The following is a 17,283-nucleotide window of genomic DNA, read 5'->3' on the forward strand; positions in this document are numbered from 1 at the left end:
GATCATCACGCGGTCTTGCGGGTGGCACGGCCGCCCTCCGACAGTTGCACCGGGAGTTTCACGTAGCGGCTCAGCTTGGCGGCCACCGGCGGGGTGCTGCTGACCTGTTCCTTGTAGATGACCGCGGCTTTGCCTTTGAGGTACCACCGGTTCGGGGTGTCATCGGCGTTGGTGAACTGGATGACCGCGTCCTCGCGGCCCAGGCTCACCGGCTGATGGAAGTAGCCGAAGCGCAAGGGCTGCACCGTCTTTCCGCGCAACAGCCGGGCGATGACGGTGGCGGTGTAGTCGGCGGTGACCACGCCGCTCTGGCAGGTGCCGTGGAGTTGTCCCCAGGCCTGCCGCACCAGGGCGGCGTCGCCGATGGCGTGGATCTCGGGGTGCGACACCGAGCGCAGGGTGGGGTCGGTGATGACGAGTCCCTTGGCGTCGGTGGCGATTCCGGCCTGCGTGGCCAGCGGCGACACGCGCACGCCGGTGGTCCACAGGATCAGGTCCGAGCCGACGACTTCGCCGGTGTCCAGACGCACGGCGTCGGGCAGCACCTTGGTGACCTTCGCGCCGACCATGCGCGCCACACCCAGCCGGTCGAGGACACGGTTGAGGTAGGCGCGGGCCTTCTCGCCCATCATGGAGCCGGGTTCGGCCACGCTGACCAGGTTGACGGTCAGCCCGGGATGCGCCTCGGCGATTTCGGCGGCCGCCTCGATGCCGGTGAGCCCGCCACCGCAGACCGTGACCGTGCCGCCCGCGGCGGCGATCTCGGGCAGCCGCTGCGAGAAGTAGTGTGCCAGACGGGGATCGTTGAGGGTCCACGCGTGATCCGCCGCGCCGGGGACGATGCTCGTGTCGGTGGCGCTGCCGAGGGCGTAGACCAGCGTGTCGTAGGAGAGGACCGACCCGTCGTCGAGGGTGACGGTGCGTTCGGCGGTTTCGATGGCGGTGGCGGTGGCTTGGTGGAATTCCACGCCGGTGCCCGCCAGCAGGTCCGGGATCTGGAAGTCGGTCAGTTCCTGGCCCGCGGCGACCTGGTGCATGCGCAGCCGCTCGGTGAAGCGGCGTGCGGGGTTCACCAGGGTGATGCGGGTGTTCAGCTTGCGGGTGTAGCGGGCCAGCCGAGCCGTGGCGATCAGGCCGGTGTAGCCGGCGCCGAGGACAACGATCTCGTGGGCGGTGGAGGTGTTCATCGCTCGCTCCCTGCGGGGCTCGTTCGTTCGGGGTCGGCTATGGGACAGGGCAGCACCGGAGAACGTGACAATCCGCGACCATGACGTGCGTCACAGTTCGCGGCCGCTGCCCGCAGCGATCAGCCACAGCCAGTGGCTGCCCGAGCCGATCTTCGCCGGGGACCGGATATTCGGCCCGGCCGACACCGACGATCAGCCCAAGCCCCTCCACTCGCACCGGCAAAGCGGCCGCGCGACTCGAGGAGATGATCTGCAAGGGCGCGGCCTGGAGCATTTCGCATCCGACCTCGATGGTCCCGTCCCGTCGCCGTCGCATCACCGTGGCCGAGCCGGGCCTCGCGATCACCCGCTGACCGCGGACAGTGAGCTGAGCGTCGCGAGCACCTCGGTGGCGGCATCGGCGACGGAGTCGGTGTCCGTCATGGCCAGCGCGGCCGCGGCGGCCAAGCGAATGTCGGGGAACAGCGCCACGCAGGCCGCCGCGGCGGCGCGGTCGGCCGGGGTGAGCGCGTCGTCAGCGTCGGCGGTCGATTGCCATGCGGCGGTGGCGATCACCTCGTGCAGCCAGTTCAACAACTCGAGGCGCAGCGGCTGTGGCTCGCTGAGCCAGGCGCGGGCGTAGCTCACGTCGGTGCGCTCGTGCAGCAGGGCGCCGAGCACGATCGAGATCGCGGGCGCTGTGACGGAATAGATCGAATCCTCGTGCAGCACTGCGGAATACAGGAAGTCGATGCTGCGTGACCGGTCATCGGCGTCGTCGCCGATCAGGTCGGCGAGGATGGCGGGAGCATCGGCGGCGGAGCCATGGGCATGGCCGAGTCCCGCCCAGTCGGTCTCCAGCAGCACGGTCGCCGCCCGCTCGTGGTAGACCGGCGCGAGCGCGTCCGCCGCTCGTGTGCGTGCTTCGGCGTCCGTCGAATCGAGTGCGCGCTGGAAGGCCGCCAGCGCGGTCTCCGCGTCGCCGAGCCTGCTGCTGAACACCCCGATGTCGAAACTGGCCCGCGCAGCGACGGCCGGATCATCCGATTCAGCGAGGAAGCGGGCGGCCTCCCTGGCTCCGGTCAAGTCCCCGGCGTCGCTCAGGTGCTGAACCAGGTCGCCCGCGGCAACCAGCGCCTGCTCGGCAGGCCAGTCTTCGATGACGGGACGGTAAGCGGCTTTCAGGCCGTCCAGATCGTCTTCGGTGCGCAACAGGTAGGCGAGGTTGGACAAGGCGAGCCGGGCGATCTCGCCCGGACCGGAAGCGATCGCGTGCTCGTAGGCCGTGCGCGCCGCGTCCGAATCGCCGCGCTTGGCCCGCGAATAGCCGAGATTGATCCATGCGCGCGGCGCCGCGTCGGGGTGCCCGGATTCGGCCGCGCGCTGATACATCGCCTCGGCCGCGGCGGCATCGCCTCGCTCGGCCAGCAGCAGGCCGAAGTGGTACGCGGCCCGCGGCGCCGCGTCCGTGTGGCCGGAATCGACCGCCACGTGATAAGCGCCCTCCGCGGACGGTTTGTCGCCCAGCGCGCTGAGCAGGTCGCCCAGCTCGGCGGCGGCAAGCGGAGCCCATTCCGGGTGCCCGGAAGCGACGGCGGTTTGGAATGCCTCGCGCGCGGCCGCCAGGTCGTTGCGCCGCAAGTGCATCTTGCCGAGGTCGAAGGCCAGGTCCGGCGGCCGCTTCAGCATTGTTCCCATCCAGCCTCGGCACCTTGTGGTGCGGATCGTTTTCGAAGAGTTCTACATCGGCTGGCGAGTGTCTGGCCACTTATGGGAAGAACCGGTTCTTACTCAGCGGCCGGCGGGTTACCGCGCGCCAGGCGAAGGGTCAACTGCCTGGCCCACGTTCGGCGCCGCTTCGGCGGCCGCCGCCGCGCGTCGGTCTCCTCGGCGGTCTCGACGTCGTAGCGGCGGATATACGCGCTGGAGAACGCCTGCACCGTCGCGGTCACCGGAATGGCGAGCAGCGCGCCGGTCGGGCCGAGCAGCGCCGCGCCCGCCAGCACCGCGCCGAACGCGACGGCCGCGTGCATGTCCAACGTGCTCGCGGTGATGCGCGGGTGCAGCACGTAGTTCTCGAACTGCTGGTAGAGCACGATGAAGCCGAGGACCCACAGCGCGGTGCTCGGGCCTTGCACCAGCGCGACGATCACCGGAAGCGCACCCGCGAGATAGGTGCCGACGGTGGGGATGAACTGCGAGACCACACCCACCCAGAGCGCCAAGGCGAATGCCGACGGCATGTCCAGCACCCGCAGCATCACGTAATGCGCGAGCGTCGAGATGAGCGCGAGCAGGGCGCGCGAGTAGATGTAGCCGCCGGTCTTGTCCACAGCGATGCCCCAGGCACGCAACACATGTCGTTGGTGCCGCGGCGGTAGCAACGAGCAGACGGCATTGCGGAGGCGCGGGCCTTCCGCGGCGAGGTAGTAAGTGAACAACAGGATGCCGAGACCCTGGAAGACCGCGCCGATCGCGGCGGCGCCGATGCCCCACACATCGCCCGCCAATCCGGTGAGGTAACCCTCCAGGGTCGAACTCCACTCGGTGGCGTACTTCTGGATGTCGGTGCTGGACAGCTCGGTCTTGAACGTGCGGTTGATCCAGTCCACCACCCCGTCGGCGTACTCGGGCGCGTTCTTCACCAAGGTGGTGACCTGCTCCACCAGCAGCGCGCCGAGCGTCCACAGGAAGGCGACGACCAGTGCCATCAGGGCGAGGAACACCAGCCCGGTCGCGAGACCGCGGCGCATCCCGCGCCCGGCCAGCCAGTTCACCGCGGGCTCGATGGCGAACGCGAGGAACAGCGAGACGAGCAGAATTGTCAGCAGGCCCTGCAAGCGCTGGAGCACCCAGCCCGCCGCGAACAGTCCCGCGATAGTCGCCGCGGCGAGCAGGAACGCGCGCGGCAACCACTGCGGCATGCGCGTGGCGCCGTCCTCGGGTTCGGCGGCTTGTGTGGTCTCGTCCTTGTCCTCCACAGGCACAAAGCCAACGTACCCACGCGGCGACCCGTTCATCGCCCGGAACGCGTGGCCACGCGGGTCAGGCGAGGTGGGTCACATAGTGGCGACGTCGATGACGAACCGATACCGCACGTCGCTGGCCACCACCCGGTCGTAGGCGCCGTCGATCTCGTCGGCGGAGATCAGCTCGATCTCGGCGCCGATACCGTGCTCGGCGCAGAAGTTCAGCATCTCCTGGGTCTGCGCGATGCCGCCGATCATCGAGCCCGCCAGCGAGCGCCGGTATCCGGCGAGGGTGAACGGCTTGACGCGCAACGGATTCTCGGGGAGGCCGAGGATCACCAGGGTGCCGTCGAGGTTGAGCAGCCGCAGATAGTCGTCCAGCGGAAGATCCGCCGAGACCGTGTTGAGAATGAGGTCGAACCGGCCGCGTAGGTCGCGGAAGGTCTGCTTGTCGCTGGTCGCGTAGTAGCCGCTCGCCCCGAAGAGCTTGCCGTCGTCCTGCTTGCTCAGCGAGTGACTGAGCACGGTGACCTCGGCGCCCAGCGCGGCGGCGATCTTCACGCCGACGTGCCCGAGCCCGCCCATGCCGATGATCGCGACCTTCTTGCCCGGCCCGGCGTCCCAGTGCCGCAGCGGCGAGTACAGCGTGACGCCCGCGCACAACAGCGGTGCGGCGACGTCCAGCCCGATCCCCTCCGGGATCTGGACCACGAAGTTCTCGGTGACGACGACCTGCGTCGCGTAACCGCCGAGGGTGTGCCCGCCCGGCTGCACCGCCGGATCGACGGGGGTGTTGTAGGTCATCGTCGTGCCTGCGGTGCAGTACTGCTCCTCGTCGGCGAGGCATGGCGCGCAGACTCCGCAGGAGTCGACCATGCACCCGACGCCGACGCGGTCGCCGACCCGATGCTTCGTCACCGCGGATCCGACCGCGGCGACCACGCCCGCGATCTCGTGCCCGGGCACGCACGGGTACCGGGTGCCGCCCCACTCGTCCCGCGCGGTGTGGATGTCCGAATGGCAGATTCCCGCGTACTTGATGTCGATCAGCACGTCGTGCGGCCCCAGGATTCTGCGCTCGATCGTGATCTTCTCGAACGAGCCATCGGGGGCGGACAGGGCGTAGGCGGCAGCGGTACTCATGGATACATGCCTACCGCCGCATGGGTGCGGTTGCCAACCATGACATGTAAACAACCTGGTCACAACCATTCTTCGGCCGGATCTCCGGTTCGGTGATCTTCGCCGGTGATCTGCGGTGACAATGGAAACGGGCAGCGATTCGGCCGAGGCGGGAGAGCCATGGACGAAGGACGGCAGCAGATCATCGCGCGGCGAGCGCAGGGGGGCGGGCGCGTGCTCGTCATGGTGATCACCTTCGTGCTCACCATGGCCGCGTTTCTCGGTTATCGCGGCGAACTGCCCAGCCGGAACGTGCCCGGCCCGGCCGGGACCGCGGCCTCCGTCTCGCCTGCCCTCTCCGAGCCGTTGGATCCCGCGTTCGTCACGGCGGCCGTGCAACCGGCGCTGGTCAATATCAGTGCGTCCACCAAGCTGGCCGGCCCCGGCGCGGCGGGTTCCGGCATCGTTCTGACCGCCGACGGTGAGGTGCTCACCAGCCACCACGTGGTCAAGGGCGCGGACACGGTGACCGTCACCGACGTCGGCAGCGGGAACGTCTACGACGCCGTGGTGCTCGGCTACGACTCCGGCGCCGACATCGCGCTGCTCGACCTTCCCGCGGCCGCGTTGACGACCGCCACCATCGGCAGCTCGGCCGGGTTGCGGCTGCGCGACGAGGTCCTGGCGATCGGCAACGCGGGCGGGACCGGCGGCCCGCCGACCGCGGTGCACGGCCCGCTCACCGACCTGGACAGCGAGATCGTGGCGGTCAACGTCGCCGATCTGTCGCGCAAAGCGCTCAGCGGCATGCTGGAGGTCGCGGCGGAGGTCACCTCGGGACAGTCCGGCGGGGCACTGGTCGATCGGAACGCGTCCGTGGTCGGGGTCATCGCCGCGGCGTCGGGGGACCCGGAAAATGCCCAGGAGCGCGCACCCAACGGTTATGCGGTGCCGATCGACGCGGCGATGCGGGTGGTCCAGCAGATTCGATCCGGGACCCCGACCGATACGGTGCACATCGGCCCGACGGCCACCCTCGGTGTGCTCATCTCCAACGCGCTGCCCACCGGCACGGGCGCCCGGGTGGACGTGGCGATCTACGGCATGCCCGCGCACGCCGCGGGGCTGAGGCCGGGCGACGTGATCACCTCGGTCGACGATCGCGCCGTCACCAGCGTGCTTTCCCTCCGGGCCGCGCTGAATACCCGCAAACCGAACGACACCGTCCGATTGGGCGTCATCGGCGCGGGCGGGGAGCGCACGGTTCCGGTGGTGCTGACCGCGGGTCCACCGAACTGATCCGGCCGGTCAGACCAGCGACAGCCAGTAGTCCTGGAAACGCAGGAACACCAGCAGCAGCACCACCGCGAAGAACACCGCGACCAGGGTCCAGCGCCACTCGGCGAGCACACCCAGCGGGCCGCCGGAGCGACCCCACAACTGGTCGATGCTCACCGCGAGCAGCGGCGTGATGATCGCCCAGACCACCATGCAGTACGGGCACAGCGCGTTGATCCGGTAGAGGCTCTCGAAGATCAGCCAGCAGACGAAGCCGACGCCGAACACGGTGCCGAGCCACAGTCCGCCCCAGATCCAGCGCGGGAAACCCACTCCGGCCACCGACAGCACGCCGAGGGTGACCACGACGGAGAATCCGACGACTCCGATCAGCGGGTTCGGGAACCCGAACACCCTGGCCTGATCTGTCACCATCACCGACCCGCAGGACAGGATCGGGTTGATGCTGCACGTGGGGGTGTAGCCGGGGTCGGTGAACAGTTTGATCCGTTCGACGAGCAACGCCACCGCCGCCAACCAGCCGGTGAGCCCGCCGAGTAGCAGGATCCACGCTGCCCGCGGCCCCGCGGTGATCACTGGGCCGCGGCGGCGCTGATCACGGGAGCGAGGCCGCCGGGGGCCATGAGCTCCTGGGCGGTCTGGATCTGCTTGCCGTTGACGAAGACCGACGGGGTCGACTGGATGCCGCTTTCCAGCACGTCCTTGGTGCGGGCCTGAATGTACTTGTCGTAGGTGTGGCCGCTGATGCACTGGGCGACCGCGTCGTCGGTGTAGCCCGCGCTCTTGGCGATCTGGATCAGCTGGTCGTCGGTGAGACCCGCGCCGCCCTCCGGCGGCTGCTGGGCGAACATCGCCTTCAGCCAGCCCTGGTACTTCGTCGGGTCGGCCTGGGCGACGCAGTAGGAGGCGTTCGCCGCGCGGGTCGAGTACCGCGTGGTGGACGCCTTGTCCAAGAACGCGATGATGTTGTACTCGACGACCGCGGTGCCGTTGTTCACCGCGTCTTCCAGAACCTTTCCGTTGGCCGCCTCGAAGGCTTTGCACGCGGGGCACTGCAGGTCCGCCACGACGCGCACGGTGACCTTCGCGTCCGGCTTACCGAGCCGGACGGAGCCGTTGTCGGTGATCGAGCCGGGAACGCCGCCGGAGTTCAGGTTCCCGGTCGCGGCGATGGACGGGGTGGGGCCGGGATCGTTCTTGCGGGCCTGCTTGACCGCGATGCCGATGCCGATGGCCGCGATCAGACCGATCAGCACGGCCGCGACACCCACCTGGATCAGGATCTTGCGGTTGCGGTCGGCGCGTTCCGCCGCCAGCAGCGGGTTCGACTTCCCACCCTGGTTTTTGCTCACCGTGCGCTCACCACGCCTTTCGCTTCGCCGGACGGTTCCTGCCGCCACGATCGTAGTTGCGCCGGCCATGTCTGCCGGTGGCCGGGCTACAGCCGCCATCATGGTCGGCTTACCTGAGAGATTCCGAAATACGGTCCGTGCGGCGCCGCGTTCAGCGTGGTGCGATTCCGTCCCGGATTATTTCCATGGCTTCGCGCGCCAGGGTCGGGGCAGCGTCTGAACGCCGACAATAGCCAGAACTTGCGGTGCGTGGCGTCGACGGCGGCGTTCCGGCCAGCGCTCCCGCGAAGCCGCTCAGCGCATCCAGCAGGGGGTGGCGTGCGGATTGATGATGCAGCCGAAGGTGCGCCCCGCGGAGGAGCTCAGCGATTCCAGCGCGCCGACGACCGGCTGGGCTGGTGACTGTGTGTCGGCGGTCTCGGTCGGCTGCTCGAGCGGAATCGGTCCCGCGGACGCGGTAGCCGTGCCGAGCCCGGTAGCCAACAGCGCTGCGCCGATGGTGACGGCAATCATCCCAAAGCGTTTCATTCCCAAGTACCTTTCATATTTCTCGATCGACGAAGGGGATATCGATCGAGCAGGAAGTTACCCGCAGGCTGTGCCACCAACCCTGTTGCTGTGCCACCAATTCTGGTGGGGCCGTGTAGAACGCGCCGATCGGACACCGTAACCAGCGCCCCGCTACGACGTGCACATCGCAACCGCTGGCATGGCGTTCCCGGGCTGGCCCGGCGGCACTGCGTTCAGCGCGGTGTGATTCCGCTCAAGACGAGATCGACTGTGTCGCAAGCCAGTCCGGGAGGCAGCGCGTTGCCGAGTTGGGTGACGTGCAGGTGGACCACACCAGCCAGGGTGAGCATGGTCAGCCGGGGATCCGCCGTCGACGCGATCTCACCGCGGGCGATGCCACGCCGGATGATCTCCTCCGATACCGACAACCGCCGCATCCAGAACTCCCGCCGCGTGGCGTCGACGTCCGGGTCGGCGTCGCCGATCACCGTGCCGCGGATCAGGGCCACGCCCGACGGCGTCTCCGCGAACCGGATGAGGTCGGTCATGAATCGCTCCAGATCGCCGCGCAGCGACCCGGTGTCCGGCAGGGGAATCTCCTCGGCCATCCGGGACAGCAGCGCGTCCAGGAGCAGCCTGGGCAGGGTTTTCCAGCGCCGGTAGATCGAGGTCTCGTGCACGCCCGCGTCCGCGGCGACGTCGGCGACGCGCACGTTGCCGATGCCGACCGACTCGATGCGGGCGAGCGTCGCGTCGATCACGGCCTTCCGCAGCCGGGCTCCGCGGATCTGTGCCGAAGGTTGGCCCATGCCGCAATTATCGCAAGTCGTCTTGCGTTGTGCGCCTCCGGTGCCTAGCGTGGTTCTATCGCAAGTCGACTTGCGATAGAAGGCGAGAGTGGCATGGACAACGTGGTCGCGCCCTCAGGGCGCTGGCGGGGCGAAGCCCTCAGCGGGGTAGCGGTGTTTCGCGGGATCCCCTATGCGCGGGCAGAGCGATTCGGTGCGCCGGAGCCGGTCGCACCACACGACGGGGTGTACGACGCGACCCGGCGGTACGCCATTGCGCCGCAGCTGCCGGGGCGGCTCGAACCCGTGATGGGGCGGCCGGATCCGCTGGATCAATCCGAGGATTGCTTGGCGTTGACCGTCACGACTCCGGAGGGCGTCGAACCCGGCAGCTGTCCGGTACTGGTGTGGTTGCACGGCGGCGCGTATCTCGCGGGCAGTGGACAGTGGAATCTGTACGACGCCGACCAGCTCGTGCGCGAGACCCGCATCGTCGTGGTGTCGGTGAGCTATCGGCTCGGCGCACTCGGATACCTGCGAGCGCCCGGCGTTTCAGCGGGCAATCTCGGTTTGCGTGACCAGGTCGCGGCTCTGCGGTGGGTGCGTGAACACATCGCCGAGTTCGGCGGCGATCCGGAGCGCATCACCGTCTCGGGGCAGTCGGCGGGCGCGCAGTCGGTGGTCGCGCTGCTGGGCATCGCGGAAGCGAGACCGCTGTTCGCTCAGGCCATCGTGCAGAGCGCACCGTTCGGCATCGGATTCCAGAGCCACCAGCGCGCCGAACGGGTGGGGGCGATGTTCCTCGCCGAACTCGACGCCGACCCGTTCACCGCTCCGGTCCCCGAACTCCTTGCCGCCCAGGGCCGTACCGTCCGGCGAATGGCCGGACCGGGCGGGTTGAACTCGGCACCGCCCTTCCTGCCGGTAGCTGACGCGGATCCGCTGCCTGACGAGCGCACCTGGCGACAGGCGGTGCGCGACGCGGCCGTCGGCCTGCGGGTGGTGGTCGGCTGTACGGCCGAGGAGGCGCGGGCGTTCTACGGCGGCCCGCATCCGGTGTTCGGCAAAGTCCGGCGACTGCCGTTGCTCGGCAACCGGACCACCCGCGCGATGGAGCGACTGATCGGGCGAAAGGCCTTCGAGCAAGGCCTCTTCCGCTTCGCCGACGAGCTGTCCGACGCCGGCGCGACCGTCTACTGCTACCGCATGGGCCAGCTGCACCCGGCCAACCCGTACGGCGCCTGCCACTGCATTGACCTGCCGCTGCTGTATGGAAGCGGCTCGGCTTGGGCCGCCGCCCCAATGCTCGCGCCACTCGCACCCGAGGAGATCGACGCGCTCGGCGTCCAGATCCGCTGTTGCTGGCGCGAATTCGTGAACACGGGAGGGGTTGGTGATACTAGTTGGACGCCACATCGGCACGGGTCCCGTTTCCCCCATGCCCTGCCGTGAGCTGACCGGGCCGGGCGTCCAGGAACGCACTGAAGAAACTGGCACGACGCCCAGCCCTGGACTACCCCGGCGTTGGGACGATTTCTCGGACGCGCGGCGGACCGCGGCCGCCTTCGACAGCCATGTAACGCGACCCCGACACCGAAGCCGCGGGAGTCGAACATGGCGGGTAGCTACCGCCGAGCGCGCGGCCGGAGGGTCACCCGCGCCCGGTAATCGTTTGCGCCACGTCGACGCACCTTCATGCGGCCAACCCGGAGCTTGCGTCCACTGGGTGCTGGTGGGCGATTTCGCGGGGTGTCAGCCGATGTCCTGCACTGCCCGGCGTTGCGGACCTACTGCGCCGCAACTGGTCCCGACGACCAGGGCGGTGATGGTGGGTGGACGCGGACCGGTGAGCAGGATGAGGACGGCGTTCTGGCCGCGGAAAGTGATGTCGGTGGAGCCGAGGACGGTGCGGTCGAGTCCGTTGGCTTGCACGCAGCGGTCCAGGGCGGCCGGGTTGGCGAGGGAGCCGGTGACGGTGTGGCGGCCGAGGGCGGAGAGCGCGGCGGTGGCGGTGAGTTCCCCACCGAGCTGGTCGGTAGCGGTGGTGGGCTGGGCAGCGGGTGCGGCATCGTCGCCACCACGCAGCACCGAGGCAATCCCGCCGACGGCGGTGACGGCGAGGATCACTGCCGCTGCCGGCCAGCGCACCCGACCGCGGCGGTGGCGATGCTCGGCGAGTGTGACCAGTTGGGCCCGCGCTTCCGAAACGGTTGGCTGACTTTCGGATTCGCCGATCGACTCGGATGGCGACGAGGAAGGCGGTGCGGTGGCCGAGCGATTGGGCGTGTCGTCCTGCGCGGTGGCCAGGGGAGGGATCGTGGCATCTTTTCCGGGTGGATCCAATTCCTCGAGGAACTGTTTGAGCCGGTCGGTGACATCGGCGGGCATGGCGTGGATGACGCGCTCGTCCCGGCCCAGGTTTCGCAGCTCGGCGCTGACCGCATCCAGCGACCGCAGAAAATTCAAAGCTTCCGGATCGCGGGCCACCTCCGGCCACAGTTGCGCACGCTGATCCGGGGTGAGGTTGTCGGCGTGCAGGTCGGCGAGCAACTCGGCCGTGAACACAGGCCGCGAACCCCCGGTCGCCATCACACCTCCGCCTCCGTCAGCACAGCCCATCCCTTCACCCAACCCTGGTGGGAGACTGCCTCTACATCGTGTCGTGGCTCGTCACTGTTAATGACGCAGCCGGGTCAGCTGCGGTTCCCCGGATCACGTAGAAATTCCAGCCGCTGTTGCAACCGCTGTCGCGCCCGCGCGCACCGGCTTTTGATTGTTCCTTCCGCCACACCCAGCAGCGCGGCCGCCTCGGCCACGCTATACCCTTCCACGTCCACCGCGACCAACGCGGTGCGCTGCTCCGGCGGCAGCGAGAACAGAGCGCGATCGATCACCATCGACATCTCGACCTCCGCTATCGCATCACGCTGCGCGCCCGGCTGATGGCGGCAGCGTTCGGAACCCTTGCGCCCGGAGCTGTGCCTCAGCGTCAGATCGATGAGATCGTGCAAGCTTGCCAGGTAGAGCCAGCCTTCATGGAGATGTATCGCAGCACTCCGACCGACGACGAAGTGACCAACCAGCACGTGGTGCTGTGGGACCCGTACCGCGAGGAGTTCGTGACGCACCTGATGCGCGCATCAATCTTCAAATACCCTCCCCGGCCCTGGGATCAGCTGGTTCTGCAGGCACCGGCATGAGGCGCCGGTGAAGCACGATTTTCTAGCGGTCTACGCGTCGACGAAGAGATCGTTGGCGAGCGTGCCGGTGCCCGGTACGACGCGGTAACGGTCCAGGTCGGTGACACCATGGGAAGCGAGGACATCCTCATCCAAGAGCAGTTGACCGGTGTAGGTCGCAGCGGGGCTGGTCACCACCAACAGAGCGGCATCGGCGCAGATGTGGGCGGTCCGGGACGCCGCGACGGCTTCCGCGCCGCCGAGCAGATTGCGTACCGCCGCGGTGTCGATCTTCGTCCGGGGCCACAGCGAGTTCACTGCGATACCAAACGGGCGGAACTCATGCGCCAAGCCGATGGAAGCAAGGCTGACGCCATATTTGGAGATGGTGTAAGCGACGCCGTTGCCGATGTGGTCGGGGTTCATGTTGAGCGGTGGGGAGAGCGTGAGGATGTGTGGGTTGCGCCCGCCCCGAGCCGAGGCGCGCAGATGCGGGAGCGCCAGCTTGGACAGCAGGAACGGGGCGCGGAGGTTGACGGCCTGCATGTGGTCGTAGCGGCGCATGCCGATCTGCTCGGCGCCGGTGAGATCGACCGATCCGGCGTTGTTGACCAGGATGTCGATGCCGCCGAACCGCTCGACGATCTGATCGACCGCATCGGCCAGCGCCTTGTCGTCGCGCACATCCGCTACCAGGGGCAGCACGTCGCCGCCTGCGGCTTCCGCTTCAGCGGCCGCGGTGTGGATCGTGCCGGGCAGTTTGGGGTGCGGCTCCTGGGTTCGGGCGATCATCGCGACGTTCGCGCCCTCCGCCGCGAATCTGATCGCGATCGCCCGGCCGATCCCACGGCTGGCCCCGGTGATGATCGCGGTACGGCCCGCTAGCGGCCCGATCGGCTCTGTCGATGCCATGTTCCCACTCCTAGTCCTGGCCGCCGCGATACCACCTTGGCGTGGCTCGGCAACTCGTTGCCCGAGCCTATCCGCCCGTGGTCACGGACCGCAGCACCGAAAAATCTCAAAAATCGTTTATGTCCAGGGGATTGACACCGGCACCAGCAGACGAATATGCCTGCGCCGGCCCGTTGTGGCGGGTAGGAATGTCGGGTGACTGTTCTCGGTGCTGTGTTCCGTCCGCAAAATCCGCCCGAGTCGCTCCGCGAGGCGGTTCGGGTCGCCGAGGCGACGGGGCTGGAGGAGCTGTGGCTGTGGGAGGACTGCTTCCTGGAGAGCGGAATCGCCACTGCCGCGGCGGCGCTCGCGTGGACCGACCGGGTGCGGGTCGGCATCGGGCTGCTGCCGGTGCCGTTGCGCAACGTCGCGCTCACCGCCATGGAGGCCGCGACGCTCTACCGGCTGTTCCCCGACCGGCTGATCCTCGGTATCGGGCATGGTGTGCAGACCTGGATGGAGCAGGTCGGCGCGCGCGTCGAGTCGCCGGTGACGCTGCTCAGCGAGCATTTGGGCGCGCTGCGTGCGCTGCTGGCCGGTGAGCGGGTCACCACATCCGGCCGCTACGTGCACCTCGACGATGTGGCACTGGACTGGCCGCCCGCGGCGCCGCCGAAGGTCTACGCGGGCGCGCGCGGTCCGCGCTCGATCCGGCTGTGCGGCGAGCACGCCGACGGCACACTGCTGGATTCGATCACCGACGCCGACGGCGTCCGCGTTGCCCGCAAGCTGATCGATGAGGGGCGCGCCGCCGCGGGCCGGACCGACCGCCACCACATCGTGGCGAATCTGCTCGCGGTCACCGGCCCCGACGCCGCGGGCCGCCTCGCAGCCGAACGCACTCCTGCTCACGCGCCCGGTGCGGGCGTCGCAGGTGACGCGCACGCTGTCGCCGAAGCCGTTGTCCGATTGGCCGAGGCAGGTGCGGACACCGTCGTCTTGCAGACCACCGCCGACGATCCGGACACCGCCGCGTTCCTGCGCTTCGTGGCCGAGGAGGTACGGCCACTGGTCTCCTGAGCGGGCACTACGCCCGCGCGAGGCGCCGTTTCTGCTCCTCGACGTCGAATTGAGCTGCGGGCCAGTCGAGTTCCAGCCGCTCCAGCGCGTCGATGAGCAGTTCGGTGACCGCGAGACGGGAGAACCATTTGCGATCGGCGGGCAGCACGTACCACGGCGCGTATTCGGTGCAGGTACGGTCCAGCATCGCCTGGTATGCCTGTTGGTAGGCGGGCCAGTGCGCACGTTCGTCGATGTCGGCGGGATTGAACTTCCAGTATTTGTCCGGGCGCTCCAAGCGCTCGGCGAGCCGCTTCTTCTGTTCGTCGAGGGAGACGAACATGGCGATCTTCACCAGCGTGGTGCCCTCGTCGACCAGTTCACGCTCGAAGGCGTTGATCTCGTCGTAGCGCGGTTCCCATTCCGTGGGCGGCACCAGGTTGTGCACCCGCACCACCAGCACGTCCTCGTAGTGCGAGCGATCGAATACGCCGAGCTGGCCGCCGCGTGGCAGCGCCTTGCGGATGCGCCACAGATAGTGATGGCGCAGCTCCTCCCGAGTCGGCACGCCGAACGCCGTGTGGTCGACGCCCTGGGGGTCGACCGAGCCGATGACGTGCCGGACGATGCCGCCCTTGCCCGCGGTGTCCATCCCTTGCAACACCAGCAGCACGCTGCGCTTGTCGCCGGAGCGGCCGTTCGCGTACAGCTTCTCCTGCAGTTCCGACAGCACTTGGCTTCGTTCCACGAGCAACTCGAGGCCCGCCTCCTTGTCGCCGGTGAATCCCGGCCGCGCTGACGTGTCGAGCTCGGCGATCTGCAATCCATCGGCTTTCAGGGCCTCGGTAGCCGCCACCGTCCACTGCTTGGCCATGACCTACAGCTAACCACGCCATTGCAGCCGATCAAGCCATAAGTGAGCACCGGAGTTCGTCCCTCGCCGGGCCCGCGGCAACACGACAGCGTCCGCCCTTCAGACGTGCGCCAAGCGCAGCAATTGAGCGGCGAACTCCTCATCCGACACCGGGGCGAGGATCAGGTCGTGTGCGGTGGTGAGCAGGTAGCGGCCGTCGCCGGTGAAGTCCAGCCAGGTGCGGTGACGCGTGGGCGGGGACATGGGATTGTCCGGCTGCACCGTCACGGTGATGAAGCCGCGTCCGTCGACCGGTTTGCGCAGCGTCTGGCGGAATCGTGCCGCGCCGCGGTGGCCGTTGGTGACGAATGGCTCAGTGCGATCAGGACTCAGCACCGCGTCTTGCGGCTCGCGCATCGGGGCGAGCTTGCCCGCCCGCGCGGAGCCGATGATCTGCACCAGGCGTTCTCCCACAGCGCGGGCATGACACATCAGCACGGTCACTTTCTCCGGCGAGGCCACCAGGATGCCCGCGTGGTTGTGCACCACCGCGGCGAAGGCGAGAATCCGTTCGACTTGCGTGGCGTTCCCGTCTCGCGAGAGGGCGCCCCGTTCGCCGGAGACGGTGATGGTGGTCGCGTCGTTGCGCGCACACAGCATCAGCGCGGCGGCCAGGTCGGGGTCGGCTTGACGGGCGAAACGCTGCGGCAAGCGCAGTGCGCGATACTCGGACTCCGTGCGCACGGTGGCCGCGGGAACCATGTTGACCGGGTAGGGCCTGCGGTCCAGGCTTGTTTCGTTCGCCCAGACATGCGTGAATTCGTCTGGCGTGAGCACCCATTTCACCGCGCGCCGCCTCCGCGGACGGTGCTGGGATCAGCGGGGGTGGGATTGCTCGCCGCCGAAGGCTCCTGCGGCCGGGGGAACTGCGGAACGCGGTCGCCGGTGGCGGGCATGGTCGGGGTGTAGACGTAAGTCATCGTGTCCCGGACATCCGCCTCGATGTCTGCCGCCGCACTATCGTGTTCCATCCTACGTTTTCCACCGTAAACCGCTTCGGCGGCCGGGTCGGCCAGCGGCTCGTACCGCTGGGGCGGCGTGATCGCACCCCGGACCGTTTGCGCGGCATCGCTATTCAACTCCATCAGCCGCGCGACCGCCCGGCACACATCGTGCGCCTCGCCGCCCGCGCGGACGAACTCCCTGGTCGCGGTCACCGCGGCATCGGCGGCGCGGCCGGACCAGCGCGCGAACTCGCGGTTGGCGGCATCGGAAAAGGCTTGGAACGCTTCGGCAACCGCCGTGGCGTTGGCATGCCATGCCGCGGCCGTCCGGCCGAGCGCCGCCGGGTCGAGCGCCTCGTGCACCAGGTCCCAGATCTGCTGGTGGGTGTAGGCGCCGAACAGTTCCCGGTCCGGCGCGTAGGCGGGATCCGTTGCCCCGCCGTCGAATTCGGACAGTTGCCGCCGGATTCCGTCGGCGGCCGCGCGTGCCGCGGAGTCTGCCATGATCCTCCCCCTCAGTCGGTCCGGACGCACCAGCGCGGGCTCACCGGGGCTCCAGGTACTCGGTGATCAACCGCAGCGCGGCCTGATTCGCCGCCTCGGCGTCGGCCAGCCGGTTCGCCGCCGCCAAGTATGCGGCTTTGAACAGCAGCGCCGTTTCCTGGAACGCCGCCAGGGTGTCCAGGTACTGCCTGCCTTTGTCGGCGAAGCCGCGAGTGAGGGCTTGTCCGGTCGACAGGTCCGGGAAGCCGGCTACGTCCGTGACGAGCTGCCCGTCGTCCATGGCACGACGCAGATCGTCCACCAGCTTGTCGCATGCGGCGGCGAGATTCTCGGCGACCGCGGTGTCCAGCTCGAATGGTTCGCCCCCGCCCTCGCCGATGGCCGCCGCGTACAGCTTTCGCGCCGTCCCTTGTCCGGTATCGGGTACTGCCATCAGGAAGCCCCCTTCCGCTCGGTCCTGTCCGTACCGCGCTGTACTGGATTCGCACTCTACCGCCAGGTATCGCGGCGCGGACCGCCTCGGTGGGCGCTCCCGGACTTCCGAAGGACCCGTTGTTAGACTGGACAATGGTTCGCGGGGCAGGGGA

The 17,283-nt window shown here is 68.6% G+C and carries 19 protein-coding genes; 4 read left to right on the plus strand and 15 right to left on the minus strand.

Translation table 11 applies throughout. The features are described from left to right. Positions 1–5 precede the first annotated feature (5 nt). From IU459_RS10335 to IU459_RS10350, 4 genes are all read right to left on the minus strand, one after another. Entirely contained in the window at positions 6–1,187 is a 1,182-nt protein-coding gene (locus IU459_RS10335; protein ID WP_195129262.1) for an NAD(P)/FAD-dependent oxidoreductase, read from the minus strand. Positions 1,188–1,529: 342 nt separating this feature from the next. Next, positions 1,530–2,864, minus strand: a complete 1,335-nt coding sequence (locus tag IU459_RS10340) for a tetratricopeptide repeat protein (protein WP_195129263.1) — start codon at positions 2,862–2,864, stop codon at positions 1,530–1,532. Between the two features lie 89 nt (positions 2,865–2,953). Continuing rightward, positions 2,954–4,153 (minus strand): AI-2E family transporter, encoded by a 1,200-nt coding sequence (locus IU459_RS10345; RefSeq protein ID WP_324198819.1) that lies wholly within the window; start codon positions 4,151–4,153, stop codon positions 2,954–2,956. Positions 4,154–4,225: 72 nt separating this feature from the next. Beyond that, positions 4,226–5,278: an NAD(P)-dependent alcohol dehydrogenase gene (locus tag IU459_RS10350; RefSeq protein WP_195129264.1), complete on the minus strand. Its 1,053-nt coding sequence runs from the start codon at positions 5,276–5,278 to the stop codon at positions 4,226–4,228. 159 nt (positions 5,279–5,437) lie between these two features. Here IU459_RS10350 and IU459_RS10355 point away from each other — a divergent pair, with 159 nt between their 5' ends. Continuing rightward, entirely contained in the window at positions 5,438–6,556 is a 1,119-nt protein-coding gene (locus tag IU459_RS10355; RefSeq protein WP_195129265.1) for a S1C family serine protease, read from the plus strand. A gap of 9 nt (positions 6,557–6,565) precedes the next feature. On the opposite strand, the gene IU459_RS10360 is transcribed toward IU459_RS10355, so the two are convergent. From IU459_RS10360 to IU459_RS10375, 4 genes are all read right to left on the minus strand, one after another. Then, positions 6,566–7,132, minus strand: coding sequence for a vitamin K epoxide reductase family protein (locus tag IU459_RS10360; protein WP_195129266.1), 567 nt, complete (start codon positions 7,130–7,132; stop codon positions 6,566–6,568). After that, positions 7,129–7,908 (minus strand): DsbA family protein, encoded by a 780-nt coding sequence (locus IU459_RS10365; RefSeq protein ID WP_324198820.1) that lies wholly within the window; start codon positions 7,906–7,908, stop codon positions 7,129–7,131. The genes IU459_RS10360 and IU459_RS10365 overlap by 4 nt, the downstream gene beginning before the upstream one ends. 294 nt (positions 7,909–8,202) lie before the next feature. Further along, on the minus strand, positions 8,203–8,436 hold the full coding sequence (locus tag IU459_RS10370; RefSeq protein WP_195129268.1) for a hypothetical protein: 234 nt from the start codon (positions 8,434–8,436) through the stop codon (positions 8,203–8,205). A 215-nt stretch (positions 8,437–8,651) separates the two neighbouring features. Continuing rightward, on the minus strand, positions 8,652–9,227 hold the full coding sequence (locus IU459_RS10375) for a TetR-like C-terminal domain-containing protein (protein ID WP_195129269.1): 576 nt from the start codon (positions 9,225–9,227) through the stop codon (positions 8,652–8,654). A gap of 93 nt (positions 9,228–9,320) precedes the next feature. Here IU459_RS10375 and IU459_RS10380 point away from each other — a divergent pair, with 93 nt between their 5' ends. Beyond that, positions 9,321–10,658 (plus strand): carboxylesterase family protein, encoded by a 1,338-nt coding sequence (locus IU459_RS10380; protein ID WP_195129270.1) that lies wholly within the window; start codon positions 9,321–9,323, stop codon positions 10,656–10,658. Positions 10,659–10,958: 300 nt separating this feature from the next. On the opposite strand, the gene IU459_RS10385 is transcribed toward IU459_RS10380, so the two are convergent. Together IU459_RS10385 and IU459_RS10390 are read right to left on the minus strand one after the other, a co-directional pair. Further along, positions 10,959–11,795, minus strand: coding sequence for a hypothetical protein (locus IU459_RS10385; RefSeq protein ID WP_195129271.1), 837 nt, complete (start codon positions 11,793–11,795; stop codon positions 10,959–10,961). A gap of 104 nt (positions 11,796–11,899) precedes the next feature. Beyond that, entirely contained in the window at positions 11,900–12,217 is a 318-nt protein-coding gene (locus tag IU459_RS10390; RefSeq protein ID WP_440446480.1) for a sigma-70 family RNA polymerase sigma factor, read from the minus strand. Here IU459_RS10390 and IU459_RS10395 point away from each other — a divergent pair. Continuing rightward, positions 12,149–12,406, plus strand: a complete 258-nt coding sequence (locus IU459_RS10395) for a hypothetical protein (RefSeq protein ID WP_195129428.1) — start codon at positions 12,149–12,151, stop codon at positions 12,404–12,406. The two genes, IU459_RS10390 and IU459_RS10395, sit on opposite strands and share 69 nt — an antisense overlap. A gap of 30 nt (positions 12,407–12,436) precedes the next feature. Here IU459_RS10395 and IU459_RS10400 read toward each other — a convergent pair whose 3' ends face one another. Continuing rightward, complete coding sequence (locus IU459_RS10400) at positions 12,437–13,297, minus strand: SDR family oxidoreductase (RefSeq protein ID WP_195129272.1); 861 nt, start codon at positions 13,295–13,297, stop codon at positions 12,437–12,439. A gap of 195 nt (positions 13,298–13,492) precedes the next feature. Between IU459_RS10400 and IU459_RS10405 the strand changes: the two genes are divergently transcribed. Continuing rightward, positions 13,493–14,356 carry an LLM class flavin-dependent oxidoreductase gene (locus tag IU459_RS10405; protein WP_195129273.1) on the plus strand — a complete coding sequence of 288 codons (864 nt, stop codon included), beginning with the start codon at positions 13,493–13,495 and terminating at the stop codon, positions 14,354–14,356. A 7-nt stretch (positions 14,357–14,363) separates the two neighbouring features. Here IU459_RS10405 and IU459_RS10410 read toward each other — a convergent pair whose 3' ends face one another. From IU459_RS10410 to IU459_RS10425, 4 genes are all read right to left on the minus strand, one after another. Beyond that, positions 14,364–15,209 (minus strand): polyphosphate kinase 2 family protein, encoded by an 846-nt coding sequence (locus tag IU459_RS10410; protein WP_195129274.1) that lies wholly within the window; start codon positions 15,207–15,209, stop codon positions 14,364–14,366. Between the two features lie 99 nt (positions 15,210–15,308). Continuing rightward, positions 15,309–16,025: an ESX secretion-associated protein EspG gene (locus IU459_RS10415; protein ID WP_324198821.1), complete on the minus strand. Its 717-nt coding sequence runs from the start codon at positions 16,023–16,025 to the stop codon at positions 15,309–15,311. Positions 16,026–16,030: 5 nt separating this feature from the next. Then, positions 16,031–16,696, minus strand: coding sequence for a hypothetical protein (locus IU459_RS10420; RefSeq protein ID WP_228837682.1), 666 nt, complete (start codon positions 16,694–16,696; stop codon positions 16,031–16,033). Between the two features lie 40 nt (positions 16,697–16,736). Next, positions 16,737–17,129 (minus strand): hypothetical protein, encoded by a 393-nt coding sequence (locus IU459_RS10425; RefSeq protein WP_195129276.1) that lies wholly within the window; start codon positions 17,127–17,129, stop codon positions 16,737–16,739. Positions 17,130–17,283 lie beyond the last annotated feature (154 nt).

Origin of the sequence: Nocardia amamiensis, assembly GCF_015477605.1 — a bacterium.
GTDB classification, from domain to species: domain Bacteria; phylum Actinomycetota; class Actinomycetes; order Mycobacteriales; family Mycobacteriaceae; genus Nocardia; species Nocardia amamiensis_A.